Origin of the sequence: Pseudomonas alloputida (assembly GCF_021283545.2) — a bacterium.
In the GTDB taxonomy this organism is placed as follows: Bacteria; Pseudomonadota; Gammaproteobacteria; order Pseudomonadales; family Pseudomonadaceae; genus Aquipseudomonas; species Aquipseudomonas alloputida.
On the sequence record NZ_CP128540.1, the window covers coordinates 3059078 to 3071894 of the forward strand.

At 55.9% G+C, this 12817-nt stretch carries 13 protein-coding genes and 1 pseudogene; 5 read left to right on the forward strand and 9 right to left on the reverse strand.

The features are described 5' to 3' along the window. The first annotated feature begins 44 nt into the window (after positions 1-44). A complete protein-coding gene (locus tag LU682_RS13900) occupies positions 45-410 on the forward strand; it encodes a nuclear transport factor 2 family protein (protein WP_181097969.1) in 366 nt (121 codons plus the stop codon). Positions 411-488: 78 nt separating this feature from the next. Here LU682_RS13900 and pgi read toward each other — a convergent pair whose 3' ends face one another. From pgi to LU682_RS13915, 3 genes and pseudogenes are all read right to left on the reverse strand, one after another. Further along, positions 489-2156 carry a glucose-6-phosphate isomerase gene (pgi, locus tag LU682_RS13905; RefSeq protein ID WP_181097968.1) on the reverse strand — a complete coding sequence of 556 codons (1668 nt, stop codon included), beginning with the start codon at positions 2154-2156 and terminating at the stop codon, positions 489-491. A 76-nt stretch (positions 2157-2232) separates the two neighbouring features. Beyond that, positions 2233-3702, reverse strand: a pseudogene (gene zwf, locus LU682_RS13910) (glucose-6-phosphate dehydrogenase). Between the two features lie 112 nt (positions 3703-3814). After that, entirely contained in the window at positions 3815-4966 is a 1152-nt protein-coding gene (locus LU682_RS13915; RefSeq protein ID WP_181097966.1) for an MFS transporter, read from the reverse strand. Positions 4967-5012: 46 nt separating this feature from the next. Here LU682_RS13915 and tnpA point away from each other — a divergent pair, with 46 nt between their 5' ends. From tnpA to tnpC, 3 genes are all read left to right on the forward strand, one after another. Next, a complete protein-coding gene (gene tnpA / locus LU682_RS13920; RefSeq protein ID WP_009684096.1) occupies positions 5013-5345 on the forward strand; it encodes an IS66-like element accessory protein TnpA in 333 nt (110 codons plus the stop codon). Then, entirely contained in the window at positions 5342-5677 is a 336-nt protein-coding gene (tnpB, locus tag LU682_RS13925) for an IS66 family insertion sequence element accessory protein TnpB (RefSeq protein WP_009684097.1), read from the forward strand. Before tnpA ends, tnpB begins: the two co-directional genes overlap by 4 nt. Before the next feature lie 61 nt (positions 5678-5738). Next, positions 5739-7274, forward strand: a complete 1536-nt coding sequence (gene tnpC, locus LU682_RS13930; RefSeq protein WP_009684098.1) for an IS66 family transposase — start codon at positions 5739-5741, stop codon at positions 7272-7274. 33 nt (positions 7275-7307) lie between these two features. Here the strand turns inward: tnpC and LU682_RS13935 are convergent, their stop codons facing one another. The 4 genes from LU682_RS13935 to LU682_RS13950 form a co-directional block, all read right to left on the reverse strand. Continuing rightward, positions 7308-7841, reverse strand: coding sequence for an NUDIX hydrolase (locus LU682_RS13935; RefSeq protein ID WP_009684099.1), 534 nt, complete (start codon positions 7839-7841; stop codon positions 7308-7310). Positions 7842-7933: 92 nt separating this feature from the next. Continuing rightward, entirely contained in the window at positions 7934-8785 is an 852-nt protein-coding gene (locus tag LU682_RS13940) for a universal stress protein (RefSeq protein WP_012316922.1), read from the reverse strand. 11 nt (positions 8786-8796) lie between these two features. Next, positions 8797-10284: a SulP family inorganic anion transporter gene (locus LU682_RS13945; protein ID WP_009684101.1), complete on the reverse strand. Its 1488-nt coding sequence runs from the start codon at positions 10282-10284 to the stop codon at positions 8797-8799. A gap of 515 nt (positions 10285-10799) precedes the next feature. Continuing rightward, positions 10800-11141: a hypothetical protein gene (locus tag LU682_RS13950; RefSeq protein WP_232106901.1), complete on the reverse strand. Its 342-nt coding sequence runs from the start codon at positions 11139-11141 to the stop codon at positions 10800-10802. 131 nt (positions 11142-11272) lie between these two features. On the opposite strand from LU682_RS13950, the gene LU682_RS13955 reads away from it, so the two are divergent. Then, a complete protein-coding gene (locus LU682_RS13955; RefSeq protein WP_181097965.1) occupies positions 11273-11575 on the forward strand; it encodes a hypothetical protein in 303 nt (100 codons plus the stop codon). 38 nt (positions 11576-11613) lie between these two features. On the opposite strand, the gene LU682_RS13960 is transcribed toward LU682_RS13955, so the two are convergent. Together LU682_RS13960 and LU682_RS13965 are read right to left on the reverse strand one after the other, a co-directional pair. After that, positions 11614-11985 carry a hypothetical protein gene (locus LU682_RS13960; protein WP_181097964.1) on the reverse strand — a complete coding sequence of 124 codons (372 nt, stop codon included), beginning with the start codon at positions 11983-11985 and terminating at the stop codon, positions 11614-11616. 56 nt (positions 11986-12041) lie between these two features. Next, entirely contained in the window at positions 12042-12773 is a 732-nt protein-coding gene (locus LU682_RS13965; RefSeq protein WP_181097963.1) for a metallophosphoesterase, read from the reverse strand. Between the last annotated feature and the right edge of the window lie 44 nt (positions 12774-12817).

The following is a 12817-nucleotide window of genomic DNA, read 5'->3' on the forward strand; positions in this document are numbered from 1 at the left end:
TCCAAGTGGCGGGCACACTGCATTTCAATACATTCGGAGGTTGCATGACTGGTATTACCGTTGCTTTGATTGATGAGATCGTTGAAGCATTTAATCGGCACGACATCGAAAAAATTCTCACTTATTTCAGTGATGATGGTGAGATGGTCAGCGCAAGTGGCAACCAAGGTCGTGGATCAAGTTTCAAAGGTAAAGAAAGCATTGAGGCCGCACTGCGATCGCGGTTCACGGCCTGCCCAGATATCCAGTGGGTGGATGGGGAAACCTGGGTTAACGGCAGCAAAGCCGTATCAGAGTTCCGGGTCGTCGCCAATCTTCCAGATGGGAGCAAGCTCAACACGCTTGGTTGCGATCTGTGGGAATTTGCAAATGGGAAAATCGTAAAAAAGGACACGTACTACAAGCAGTAGTTCATGTGCGCAGGCGCAAACTGGCCCGCAAGGGGGCCAGTTCGTGGTTCATGACAAAGAATGCACGCCCACGCTGTGTCAGCCGCGATGACGATTGCGGAAATAAGCTACAAGGCCTGCTGTGGATGCGTCATCACCGGGCTCTGCGCCTTGACCTAGTAATTGTTCATAGACGTTCTTGCCAAGCTCTTTGCCCAATTCCACTCCCCATTGGTCAAAGGAGTTGATCCCCCATACCACACCCTGGACGAATACCTTGTGCTCATAGAGCGCCACTAGGGCACCGAGCCGATTCGGGCTGATCATGTCCATGACCAGCGTGTTACTCGGGCGGTTGCCAGGAATTACTTTGTGAGGGGCAAGCCGTTGCACCTCACCCTCTGTCATCCCCTTCGCTCGCAATTCAGCTTCGGCCTCGGCGTGAGTCTTGCCAACCATCAGTGCCTGGCTCTGGGACAAACAATTGGCGTATAGCCATTGCTGGTGATCTGCAACGGGATTGTGACTCACCACTGGAACGATGAAGTCCGCAGGAATAAGAGGCGTGCCTTGGTGCAAGAGCTGATGGTAAGCATGCTGCCCGTTACATCCAACACCTCCCCAGATCACAGGGCCAGTTGTGCAGGTAACGGGCCGACCGTCACGCTGGACGCTCTTTCCATTCGACTCCATATCCAGTTGCTGGAGGTGCTTCACAAAATTTCGCAGGTAGTGGTCATAAGGCAGGAAGGCGTAGGTCTGGGCGCCCCAAAAATTGTGATACCAGATGCCCAGCATCGCGAGGATGACCGGCATGTTCTCCTCGAATGGCGCCTCCTGGAAATGCCGATCCATTGCGTAGGCCCCCCCCAGCATATCCTTGAAATTCGACATCCCAATTGCGAGCGCAATGGGTAGCCCTATTGACGACCACAGCGAGTAACGGCCCCCTACCCAATCCCACATCGGAAAGACGTTTTTCTCGCGGATGCCAAAATCGACCGCCGCCTGGCGGTTACTGGTGACGGCAATGAAATGCCGATACAGCCGCTCACTACTCCCTCCTTTCGCCAGATACCATTCGCGCGCGGCTTGGGCATTTTTCAGGGTTTCCAGGGTGCCAAAAGTCTTGCTGGAGATGATGAAGAGCGTGGTTTCAGGATTGAGCCGCGCGGTGAGCTCACAGAACTCACTGCCATCGATGTTCGCCAGGTAGTGGCACCGCACGCCTGACTGATGTGTGTACGGTAGGAGCGCCTCAGAGACCAGTTGCGGCCCTAAGTAGGATCCGCCAATGCCGATGTTCACCACATCGGTGATAGCTTTATCACTGTACCCGCGCCAGAGCTGATGATGAATGCGACCGACGATGTCGGTCATCTGCGCGAGTGCACCATGGACGTCATGCATGACGTTATGCCCGCCGACTTCCAAAACCTCTCCAACCGGCCGACGTAATGCGGTGTGAAGAACTGGGCGTTTCTCCGACTGGTTGAACTGCTCCCCCCGGACTACCTGCTGGATCGCTTCGCTCACGCCTGTCTCTCGCGCAAGCTTGACTAACAGCTTCCTTGTCTCGGCGGAGATCAAGTTTTTCGAGTAGTCCAAGAACAGGCCGCAGCTGGAAAGTGAAAACTCTGAGAATCGCCCCGGGTCGGCACTGAAGGCTTCGCGCATCCTGAAGCCATCCATTGCCGCACGATGGTGGGTGAGCGCTTGCCAGGCGGACAGAGAAGTAACGTCTGGAACATGATGCTGTTGGAACATGGTTATAGCTTCCTTCGCGGAGACAGATAGCGCCATGCTGAGCATGGGCCATTCGAAATCGATTCCTTGCCTTGATCTAGAAGTCGCCGTACCAGCTGCGCCCATCTCTTGCCATCATGGCTATGCTTGCGGATGGCCCCCAGCTACCGGCCTGGTATGGCCTAGGGCGATCGCCCTGTTGCTGCCATCCAGAAATCAGCTGGTCGCACCATGTCCAGGCATGTTCAATCTCATCCTTGCGTACAAACAGATTTTGGTTGCCCTGCATGACCTCCAGAAGCAGCCGCTCGTAGGCGTCAGGGATTCGATTGCGACCCGGAGCGCTGGCTAGATTCAACTGAAGCGGCCCTCCTCGCAGTTGCATCCCTCTGTCCAGACCTTGCTCCTTGGTCATTACCTGAAGCTCGATGCTTTCGTTCGGCTGCAGGCGGATGATGAGCTTGTTACCCACCAGAGGGCGCTGAGCGGGAGCGAAGATGTAGTGAGGTGGTGCTTTGAAATGGAGGACAATCTGTGACTGCTTCTCTGACATCCGCTTACCCGTCCGCAGGTAAAACGGCATACCTGCCCATCGCCAATTTCGCACCTCAACTCGCATCGCAACGAATGTCTCAGTATCGCTCTGAGCATTCGCATTCTCTTCTTCCAGGTAGCCCGGCAAAACTCACCCCAACGAATTACCTGCAACGTACTGCCCACAAACGACGCTGTCGCTCAACTGCGCAAGCCCAATTGGAACCAGCGCTTTGAGTACTTTCACTTTTCCGTCCCGAATGCTGTCTGCGGATAGGTCGCTCGGGGGATCCATGGCGATCAGGCACAGTAGCTGGAGAAGATGATTCTGGAGCATGTCCCGCAACTGCCCGGCTTTGTCGAAATAGCCCCAACGCCCCTCAATACCGACCTCCTCGGCCACGGTGATCTCGACATGCGAAATGTGGTGTTGATTCCACTGGGTCTCAAACAAGCTATTGGCAAACCGCAAAGCCACGAGGTTCTGCACAGTTTCTTTGCCCAGGTAATGGTCTATCCGATAGGTACGATCCTCGGGGAAAAATTTCGCGACCGCCTCGTTGACAACGCGAGAGGATGCGAGGTCGTGACCGATCGGTTTCTCCAAGACTACCCTGGTACGCTCGGCGAGCCCGGCGCTTGCCAACCCTGCACAGATTCCACCGTACAAGAATGCCGGCGTGGCGAAGTAGGCGATCAACTGACCACCCTCACCTAGTCGTTCTGCCAACTGTCCATAGTCGTGCTGCTGAGTGAAATCCAGGCACTGATACGCAATGCGATCCACCAAGCGCCCAATGACTTCTTCGTCTTGCTCGTGCAAAGGCACGTGTTTACGTAGTTGCTCAACGATCCGGTTGACCTGAACTAGCCCCTCTCCTGCACTGGAATCCAAGGCGAGCACGCGGATTCCAGCACAAAGCAAGGCGGCACGATCCAGCTGGTAGAGCGCAGGGAATAGCTTTCGCAGGGCGAGGTCGCCCAGTGCACCAAAGATCATCAAGGTGCAGGGTTCAACTGTCATAGTCTTCATAATGAATCATCATGGAAGCAGTCATGCCGAAGCAGGAGTCTGCCTAGGCGAGATAGCAGCGCCTCAAGGGATCGAGGTCAGACACGAAAAGGGGCCGACCTCAATCTCAGGATCAATGGGCTGCCTGCGTGCGAAGCGAAGCTTTTTGATCGGGTCGGGTAAGACCAGGTTGCTCGACTTTGATGAAGCAAGCCAGGACGAAAGCCAGGAGATACAAGCCGGCGAACGTCCAAACAACAGCGGCAGCTCCCCAAAGTGCCATGATCACCCCCACCAGACCTGGCGCCATGAAGTGACTCAGCCCCGCCGATAGATTGTGTGCAGAAACCGCTGCACCCTTGTGTTCTGGCTCCAGAGCTGGGAACAAGGCAGACATGGGAACAAAGCCGGAGATGGTTACACCCAAGAGTGCGGACACGCCCATTCCTACCCATACGTTGCCTTTGAACATTTCTGGCAGGTAGAAAAAGGCCAAGGCCGATACAGCGCATCCCAGACAGCCGACAACGCGGACAACTTTCAGCCAGCCGATCCGGTCACCTACATTGCCCCACAGGACGTTCGTGAAAACCGCAGTGACGCTGAGCATTGCCCAAATTCGCAGCCACTGCTCGATGGTGTAGCCAAACTCGTCCGTGAACACCAACGGCATGAAAACCACAAAACCGAACAGCGATAGCTGATTGATGATCCTGACAATCACCGCCAATGTGACGTTGCGATTGGAGTAAAGGATGGTGATGGCTTTGGAGAGCTCGCTGAGCTTTTTGCGCGGCACTCGGGGCGCCGAAGCGCTCCGTACGCCCATTTTCAAAAACACTAACACCACACCAGACAATGCTACCCAGGCGAGCGCCATCCACAGCGTACCCATGTAGCCAAGGATTGGGATAGTGATGCTAGGGATGAATGAACCGAAGACACCCAGCCCTAAAGCAAACATTGTCCAAAACCAGCCCATGGCTGAGGCCATCCGCTCCGGAGAAACCACCATGGTGATCCAGACGACAAAGCCATAGATGAACATGGGATAGCTGATACCCCGAATGCCGTAGGCTGCGAGCATAACTGCGAAGTTCTTCTCCGCGAGGCCAAATGCTAGGAACATCACATGGAACAGGAGCCACAGAAAGACCCCTGCGAACATGAGGCGCTTGGGATGCCAGACTTCCGCCAAGACGCCGGATAGCCAGGATGCGATCGCAACGTAACCGTCCGGCCAACTCACCTTCCTGACCCCGACGCCAAAGGCGATGGTGTCCACCTAATTTAAGTGGACACCATTTCTAGCCTTTTAAGCGGGTCTTTCCATGCAGTCACAACGCCGTTCCTATTCAAAATCCTTCAAGGCCCAAGTTGTCCAAGAGTGCGCCCAGCCCGGCGCATCGATTGCCAGCGTCGCGCAGAAGCACAGCCTTAACGCGAACCTCGTACATAAATGGATTAGGGTACTCACGAACAAAACTATGGCGCTGCAACCTGCTTTCATTCCAGTGCCCTTGCCGCTAGCCGGAGGACATTCGCAGGCAGCTTCATCAAGTATCTGCATTGAAATCCAGCACCCGCGTGGCACCGTCAAAGTGAACTGGCCGACCGAAAGCGCTGTCGCCTGTGCCACCTTTCTGCGAGACCTGTTGGAATGATTCGGATCGATGCCATCTGGCTTGCCACCGAGCCTATGGACATGCGCGCCGGTACCGAGACCGCGCTGGCCAGGGTGATCGCGGTGTTCGGTGTGGCGAAGCCGCACTGCGCATACCTCTTCGCTAATCGCCGTGCCAACCGAATGAAAGTCTTGGTGCATGACGGTGTGGGCATTTGGCTGGCAGCGCGACGATTGAACCAAGGCAAGTTTCATTGGCCCGGCATCCGTCACGGATCGGAAGTCGAACTCGATAACGAGCAACTTCAAGCCTTGGTACTGGGTTTGCCGTGGCAGCGGGTCGGCGCAGGCAGCGCGATCACAGTGCTTTAGCCCCTGCCATTAGCCCATCGGTTTATCGCTGTTGACGACCTGCTCTGACACAATCAGCGGCATGACTTCCTCGCCCAATCTCGACCAGATGACACCGGAACAGCTGCGCGGCTTGGCCGAACAGGCTATGCAGTTGCTGTCCCAGGTCGACTCCATGAGCCAGAAAATCCAACGCCTCGAAACGGTCAACGAGCAACTGGCTCATGAAATCGCCATCCTCAAGCGACACAAGTTCGCCAAGCGCAGCGAGCAACTGAGCCCCGACCAAGGCAGTCTGCTTGATGATCTGCTCGATACCGATATCGCAGCTATCGAAGCCGAGCTGAAGGCAGCCAATCCGCCGGCCGCACCGGCCGAGCCACGTCATAAGCCCAAGCGTGCACCACTGCCGCCGCAGTTTCCGCGAACCGTGATCCGTCACGAACCAGAGAATACTCAGTGCGTGTGCGGCTGCCAGCTTCAGCGAATCGGCGAAGACGTCAGCGAGAAGCTCGATTACACTCCGGGCGTGTTCACAGTTGAGCGGCATGTGCGTGGAAAATGGACGTGCCGTCAGTGTGAAACACTGATCCAGGCGCCTGTACCGGCCCAAGTGATCGACAAGGGCATCCCGACCGCAGGCCTTTTGGCCCACGTGATGGTGGCGAAGTTCGCCGACCATTTACCGCTGTACCGGCAGGAGAAGATTTTTGGTCGGGCCGGACTGCCCATCGCCCGTTCGACACTGGCGCAATGGATCGGACAGACCGGTGTGCAGCTCCAGCCTCTGGTCGATGCGCTGCGTGAGCATGTGTTGGCCCAGGGCGTGATCCACGCCGATGAGACCCCGGTTCAGATGCTCGCACCAGGCGAAAAGAAAACCCACCGCGCTTACGTGTGGGCCTATAGCACCACGCCTTTCTCGGCCCTAAAGGCCGTGGTCTACGACTTCAGCCCCAGCCGTGCCGGCGAACATGCGCGTAACTTCCTGGGCACGTGGAACGGTAAGCTGGTCTGCGATGACTTCGCCGGCTACAAGGCCAGCTTCGAGCTGGGCATCACCGAAATCGGCTGCATGGCCCATGCACGCCGCAAATTCTTCGACCTGCATGCAGCCAATAAAAGCCAGTTGGCGGAGCAGGCGCTTCACTCGATTGGCGGGTTGTATGAAGTCGAGCGACACGCCAAGGAAATGAGCGACGAAGCCCGCTGGCGATTACGTCAGGAAACAGCGGTGCCCATCGCTGAAAAACTGCATGAGTGGATGTTGGCCCAACGCGAACTTGTGCCCGAGGGTTCGGCCACGGCCAAGGCCCTGGATTACAGCCTTAAACGCTGGGTAGCGCTGACGCGCTACCTGGAAGATGGTGCTGTGCCCATCGACAATAACCAGATCGAGAATTTGATCCGGCCGTGGGCGCTTGGGCGCTCGAACTGGTTATTTGCCGGGTCGCTGCGCAGTGGAAAAAGGGCGGCGGCAATCATGAGCCTGATCCAGTCGGCGCGTATGAATGGGCACGATCCGTATGCCTATCTCAAGGATGTACTGATGCGGCTTCCGACACAGCGGGCGAGCGAAATCACGCAATTACTCCCGCAGCATTGGATGCTTGCCTGAGGCAGGCTAAGTGGACTTCGCCAAATAGTCAGCTCAAAGGCTGATTGGCATCAACAATTCGGAAGCGACTTTTCTCAGCATGTAGGTTTCGCGCAGAATTGACTGCCCCATCGAAGACTCGTGACGCTGCATGACGGCTTCATTGTGTGCGATGGCTTCATGCAGGTTGATCCAGACAGGCCGCATACCATTAGCGATTTCGTGGCTTTCCATTCTCACCGGCTCTAGCTGGGGCGCTACTTCGCATTGATAAAAATGCGAGGTCATGTGCATCAGATCGTACTGTGGCTTTTGGTAGGGCCGGTACTCCTCGATGTAACCGTAGTGCTGGAGCACCTGTATTTCACGAGCACCAGTCTCTTCCTCAAGCTCACGCTTCAGGCCTGCGACAATGTCCTCGTCACCATCAAGGCCGCCTCCAGGAAAGCTGAAATCGTTATAGCGCTCGGTGAACAGCAACAGGATCTGTTCACCCCGCATCACGATGCCGCGAGCTGCATGTCGACGGAATACTCTGCCCTGCTTGGATTTCAGCTCGGGGTGAACAATTTCAGTTATGAGTTGCATGTGGTCTCGTAGCGGCAAGATCAGTTAGTCATCGTCCAGGGTGGCCACGGTATTTCCTCAGTTCTGGAAATACTGTGGCCAGTGGAACTGGCTCAGCGAAGCAGCAATAAGGGTACAGTGGATGTACGCAGCATCGTCGTGGTCGTGCTGCCTATCAGAAACTGCCTGATGCGTGAGTGCCCGTACGCCCCCATGACCAAGAGGTCAATGCCGTGCTCTGCCTGATACGCATGCAGTGTGGACTCTACTTCGCCTGGGCGGATCTCGGAATGCACCAGCGAGCCGGAAGACGCAAGCGTGGTTCGTGCCTTCTCCAGCGCGTTCTGGTTGTCTTCAGAATCCGTTCCAACCATGACGATATGAATTGGCAGGCCTTCGCACAGCGGGCTTGAAGCAAGCATCTGTAAGGTCTTGTGGCCTGTTGCGCTGCCGTCAAATGCCACCATGACCGTTTCAGGTTTCCTGAAATGGCTGGTTGTAATCAGGGTGGGGCGGTGGATAGTTCGGACTATCGCTTCAATCTGGCTGCCAAGACTTTGGGCACTGCGCGTGCTGTCCTCACCGACTCTTCCAATCACCAGTAACCGAATATCGTCTTGGAGATCGCTCAGGCTCTCGACGAGATGGCCATGGCGCTGCTTCATATCAGGTGACATGGCGCCAGAGTGAACTGTTCGCTCGCGAGCTTTTTCAAGCATGTGCTGCCCATGCTCCAACGCCAGTTTTGCCCGCTGCGCATCCAGCATGGCCAACTCTTCCAGCAGATGTTCTCTGCTACCGAGACCGATATTGCCGCTGAGGTCAGCGGATGCAGGATATTTCTCCTTATCCAGCACATGAAGCAAGGTCAGGGGAGCGCTGAGTCGTTGCGAGGCCCATGCTGCGTAATCGCAGACCGCCAATGAGGATTGTGAGTTATCAATGCATGCCATTACGCGGGTCATTGTCGTTCTCTTTAGTGGCTCATGAGCTTGTCGATGGCACCGGGTTTGTCATGCACGCCGAAGCGGTCAACGATTGTCGCGCTGGCTTCATTGAGACCGAGCACTTCAACCTCAGCGCCTTCGCGTCGGAACTTGATCACGACCTTATCCAGCGCTGCGACGGCGGTGATATCCCAGAAATGCGCCTGTGTGAGATCGATGGTGACCTTGTTGAGCGCCTCCTTGAAGTCAAAAACCTCAGTGAACTTGTCCGCAGAGCTAAAGAACACCTGGCCCACGACGCGGTAAGTCCGATGCGATTTCGTCTCTTCAAGAGTGCTCTTGATATCCAGGTAGTGCCCGACCTTGTTTGCGAAGAACAGGGAGGCCAGCAGCACACCTACCAGTACGCCGTAAGCCAGATTGTGAGTGGCCACGACGACCACGACGGTCGCCACCATGACGAGGTTGGTCGACAGCGGATGCTCTTTCAGATTACGCAAGGAATCCCAGCTAAAGGTGCCGATGGACACCATGATCATCACAGCCACGAGTGCCGCCATAGGGATTTTGGAGAGCCATTCGCCAAGAAATACCACCATCAGCAGCAGGAAAACGCCGGCACACAATGTCGAGAGACGGGTGCGGCCACCAGATTTCACGTTGATGATCGACTGGCCGATCATGGCGCAACCTGCCATGCCGCCAAGCATGCCGGCAGCGATGTTGGCCACACCCTGGCCTTTGCACTCGCGGTTTTTGTTGCTGGTGGTGTCGGTAAGGTCGTCGACGATGGTCGCGGTCATCATTGATTCGAGTAGACCCACTACTGCCAACGCAGCCGAGTACGGGAAAATGATGCGCAGGGTTTCAAAATTCAGCGGAACTTCAGGCCAGAGGAAGATCGGGAGCGTATCAGGCAGTTGGCCCATGTCACCGACGGTGCGGATATCCAAACCGAGGTAAATGGCGATGGCAGTCAGCGTCAGAATGCACACCAATGGAGAGGGAATCACCTTGCCGATTTTCGGTACATACGGGAACAGGTAGATGATTCCCAGGCCCGCAGCGGTCATGGCATAGACATGCCAGGTGACATTGGTCAGCTCAGGCAATTGCGCCATAAAAATCAGAATCGCTAATGCGTTTACGAAGCCGGTGACTACCGAGCGTGAAACAAAGCGCATCAACGAGCCGAGCTTCAGGTAGCCGGCAAGGATTTGAAGTACGCCACATAGTAGCGTCGCGGCCAGCAGGTACTGGAGTCCATGCTCTTTTACCAGCGTAACCATCAGCAGTGCCATGGCGCCTGTCGCCGCCGAGATCATTCCGGGGCGCCCGCCGACAAAGGCGATGACAGCACAGATACAGAAGGAGGCGTAGAGACCGACTTTGGGATCTACCCCGGCGATGATGGAAAAGGCGATGGCTTCCGGGATCAGCGCGAGTGCGACCACCAGCCCCGCGAGCACGTCGGCACGGACGTTGGAAAACCACGTTTGTCTAAGTTTTTGCAGCATATAAATATCCAAGGCAAAGCATCGCGCACGCCAAGGGAGTGGCGAGCGAATCGATACAAATTCAAATTTTGAGGATTTTTTGCTGTGTGCTTAAGGTGTAAAACCAGGCGTACAGCAGTGAGCACCCGCGAGCGAGGCTAGCGGAAGCAGGTTGTTGCGAGGGGGCGTAGCGCTAAGGCGGCGTAGGCTGCCAGTAGATCGTTTGGAGTACAGTCATGCTGATGTTCCTGTAGCTCAAGGGGTATGCGGAGCCGAAGTATACAATGAAGCCATCGTCGATTGCGACCCGCTGGCAGGCTCTGCATGACCTACGTCAGATACAGGCTTATTCAATGGGTATACCTGCGGGCAAGGCTTTGTTTTCCACCCGTTCTTGTCCGAGCTGGTCTGTGTGCTGAGGGGTGAGTTGGCCAGACGGTTACCTTGGATCGGTCTCGCTAACGACCTTCATCTGCTATTTCCCCCTCGCCGCCGCCAGTTGGTGAATCACCTGGTTGAAAGCTCAGCTGGTATTACTAGTGCTGAGCCTTCGAGCCCCCTCTCGCACCATCTGCCGCCCAGTCGCAGACAACGTATGTGCTGTTGAGGGTGCGCGCGACTACGTATCCCTTGAGCTCTTCGTAAGTCACGATGTTGGAGGTGCGAATGGGATCACCGTCATCAAAACGCCGCTCTCGGTCACCGAAGACTACTCCTCTCAGGAAGAGCTCATGCGGCCCATACTCCACCGAGGATAGGTACGCCGTGACCTCCGAATCGAAATCAATCTGCATCGCCTTGGCTACCGTGCTGGGCATGGCTGATGGCGAGACATTGACGATCTTGGAAGTGGAAAGCGGCGCTCGCCGTTTAACCATGTTCTACCTCCTCTGCGATGGCGCTCTCGGTACATTTCTCAAGAGACACCAACCTATGGGCCAACCAGTAACAGGCGATTGAATCTGCGCGTGTTAGCCTTTAGGTAGGTTCAACCTAAGGAGCGCTGTACTTGAGCAATCCACCTGCTTCTGGCTACTACGAAACTCTTCTCACCGCCCCAACCTTCTCCGACGACCCGATTGGTGATCGCCAGAGTCGGCGCTGGCAGCTGATTGTTGATGACATCCACCTAAGTAGCACGGAAGGAGACCTGCGTGAAGCTCGCGGCAAAGCCGAGGGTTACATCCAGGGCCTAGTAGATGCCGGGTATCTCAGCAACGACCGCCTTCGGGACTTCAAAATCCTGAGCAGCTTTCACCGGCGGCGAGTCGCCTTGCGCACCTACCTCTCGACACGGTCATCTCCAACGTAAAGACGTACTCCAGCGCACGGAGGCGCCTGGCATTTCCGTTAAACAGCTGGCTGCCCTGGCTTGTCAGCAACCTCAATAAGCGCCCTCAAGCTCGCTCTTCCCGACCCTCTATTGAACGTCGCCAGCACGTAGTTGCCGCTGTTCGTAGACGCCACCCAGAACCTGCCAAACCTTCGCAATTGGTAGATCGGCGCGGTCTGCAAAATGTGCCCGTCCGCATGCTGCTCGTGGGGCCCTGGATCGTTGTGGCCAAAGACGATTCCTGCGGCGCACTCTGACGAGATGAACACATCGCTCAGGTAGGCAGTGATCGGCACGGGGTACTGCTGAGCCATGGCACGAGCGATCCTGTTGAGTTGAAAATCCGAGAGCTCTTTGACGTGGTATTCGATGACGACTTCGTCTGACATTCGTTGTTCCTACTTTGCCGCTGGTGCTCGTCGCTTGAGCAACGCCCTACGGCAATTCAAATCTCGATGGTGAAATCCGGCGAGAAACCGGTGCGCTCGCCCGGATAGCCTCGAGGGTTCGATACGAGTCGGCAGCCGGAAATGACCGTGTCGACCGCGTGATGGGTATGACCGAAGATCCAGGCATCAGCCTGCGAAACTAAGCCATTCCACTGGTTGAAATACGCAGCACCGAGATGGCCCACGTGTCCATCACCTGCTATCTCTTGAATCGGGCAGTGGTGAGTAACCACAACCGTCTTTCCCTCGAAGTCCTTAGCGAGCTCTGTGGCAAGAAACTCGCGAGCGGTAATGTTCCGGGCGATGAGATCGACGGGGCGAAGCTTCCTGAAACCCTCCCCGCTCCGGATAACCCTGAAGTCATTCATCCACTCCCAACACTCGTAAATTGCAGTTTTGTAATCGCCGGTTGAGGTGAAGTCTGTCCAAGCGGTAGTCACCAAAAATCGGGTGTCACCAATGACCAGGCATTCGTTTTCGAGGACATGCACATGCTCCTCCGCAGCCACCTTCATCTTGGCGAGCGTACGATCCAGGTGTCCGCCTTTGTAGTATTCGTGGTTCCCGGGGACGTAGATGACCGGGCAAGCGAAAGTCTGGTTCGCCCAGGTCACGCCCTGACCGCGCACTGAAATGTCTCCAGCGAGCACCACCAGATCGGCGTCGACTTGGGGTGACTCGAAGCCCCGAAATTCCAAATGCAAATCTGAATACACCAAAACCTTCATCAGCTCTCTCACGCTCCGAGCGGCATTGTATGGATCGCTTCTCC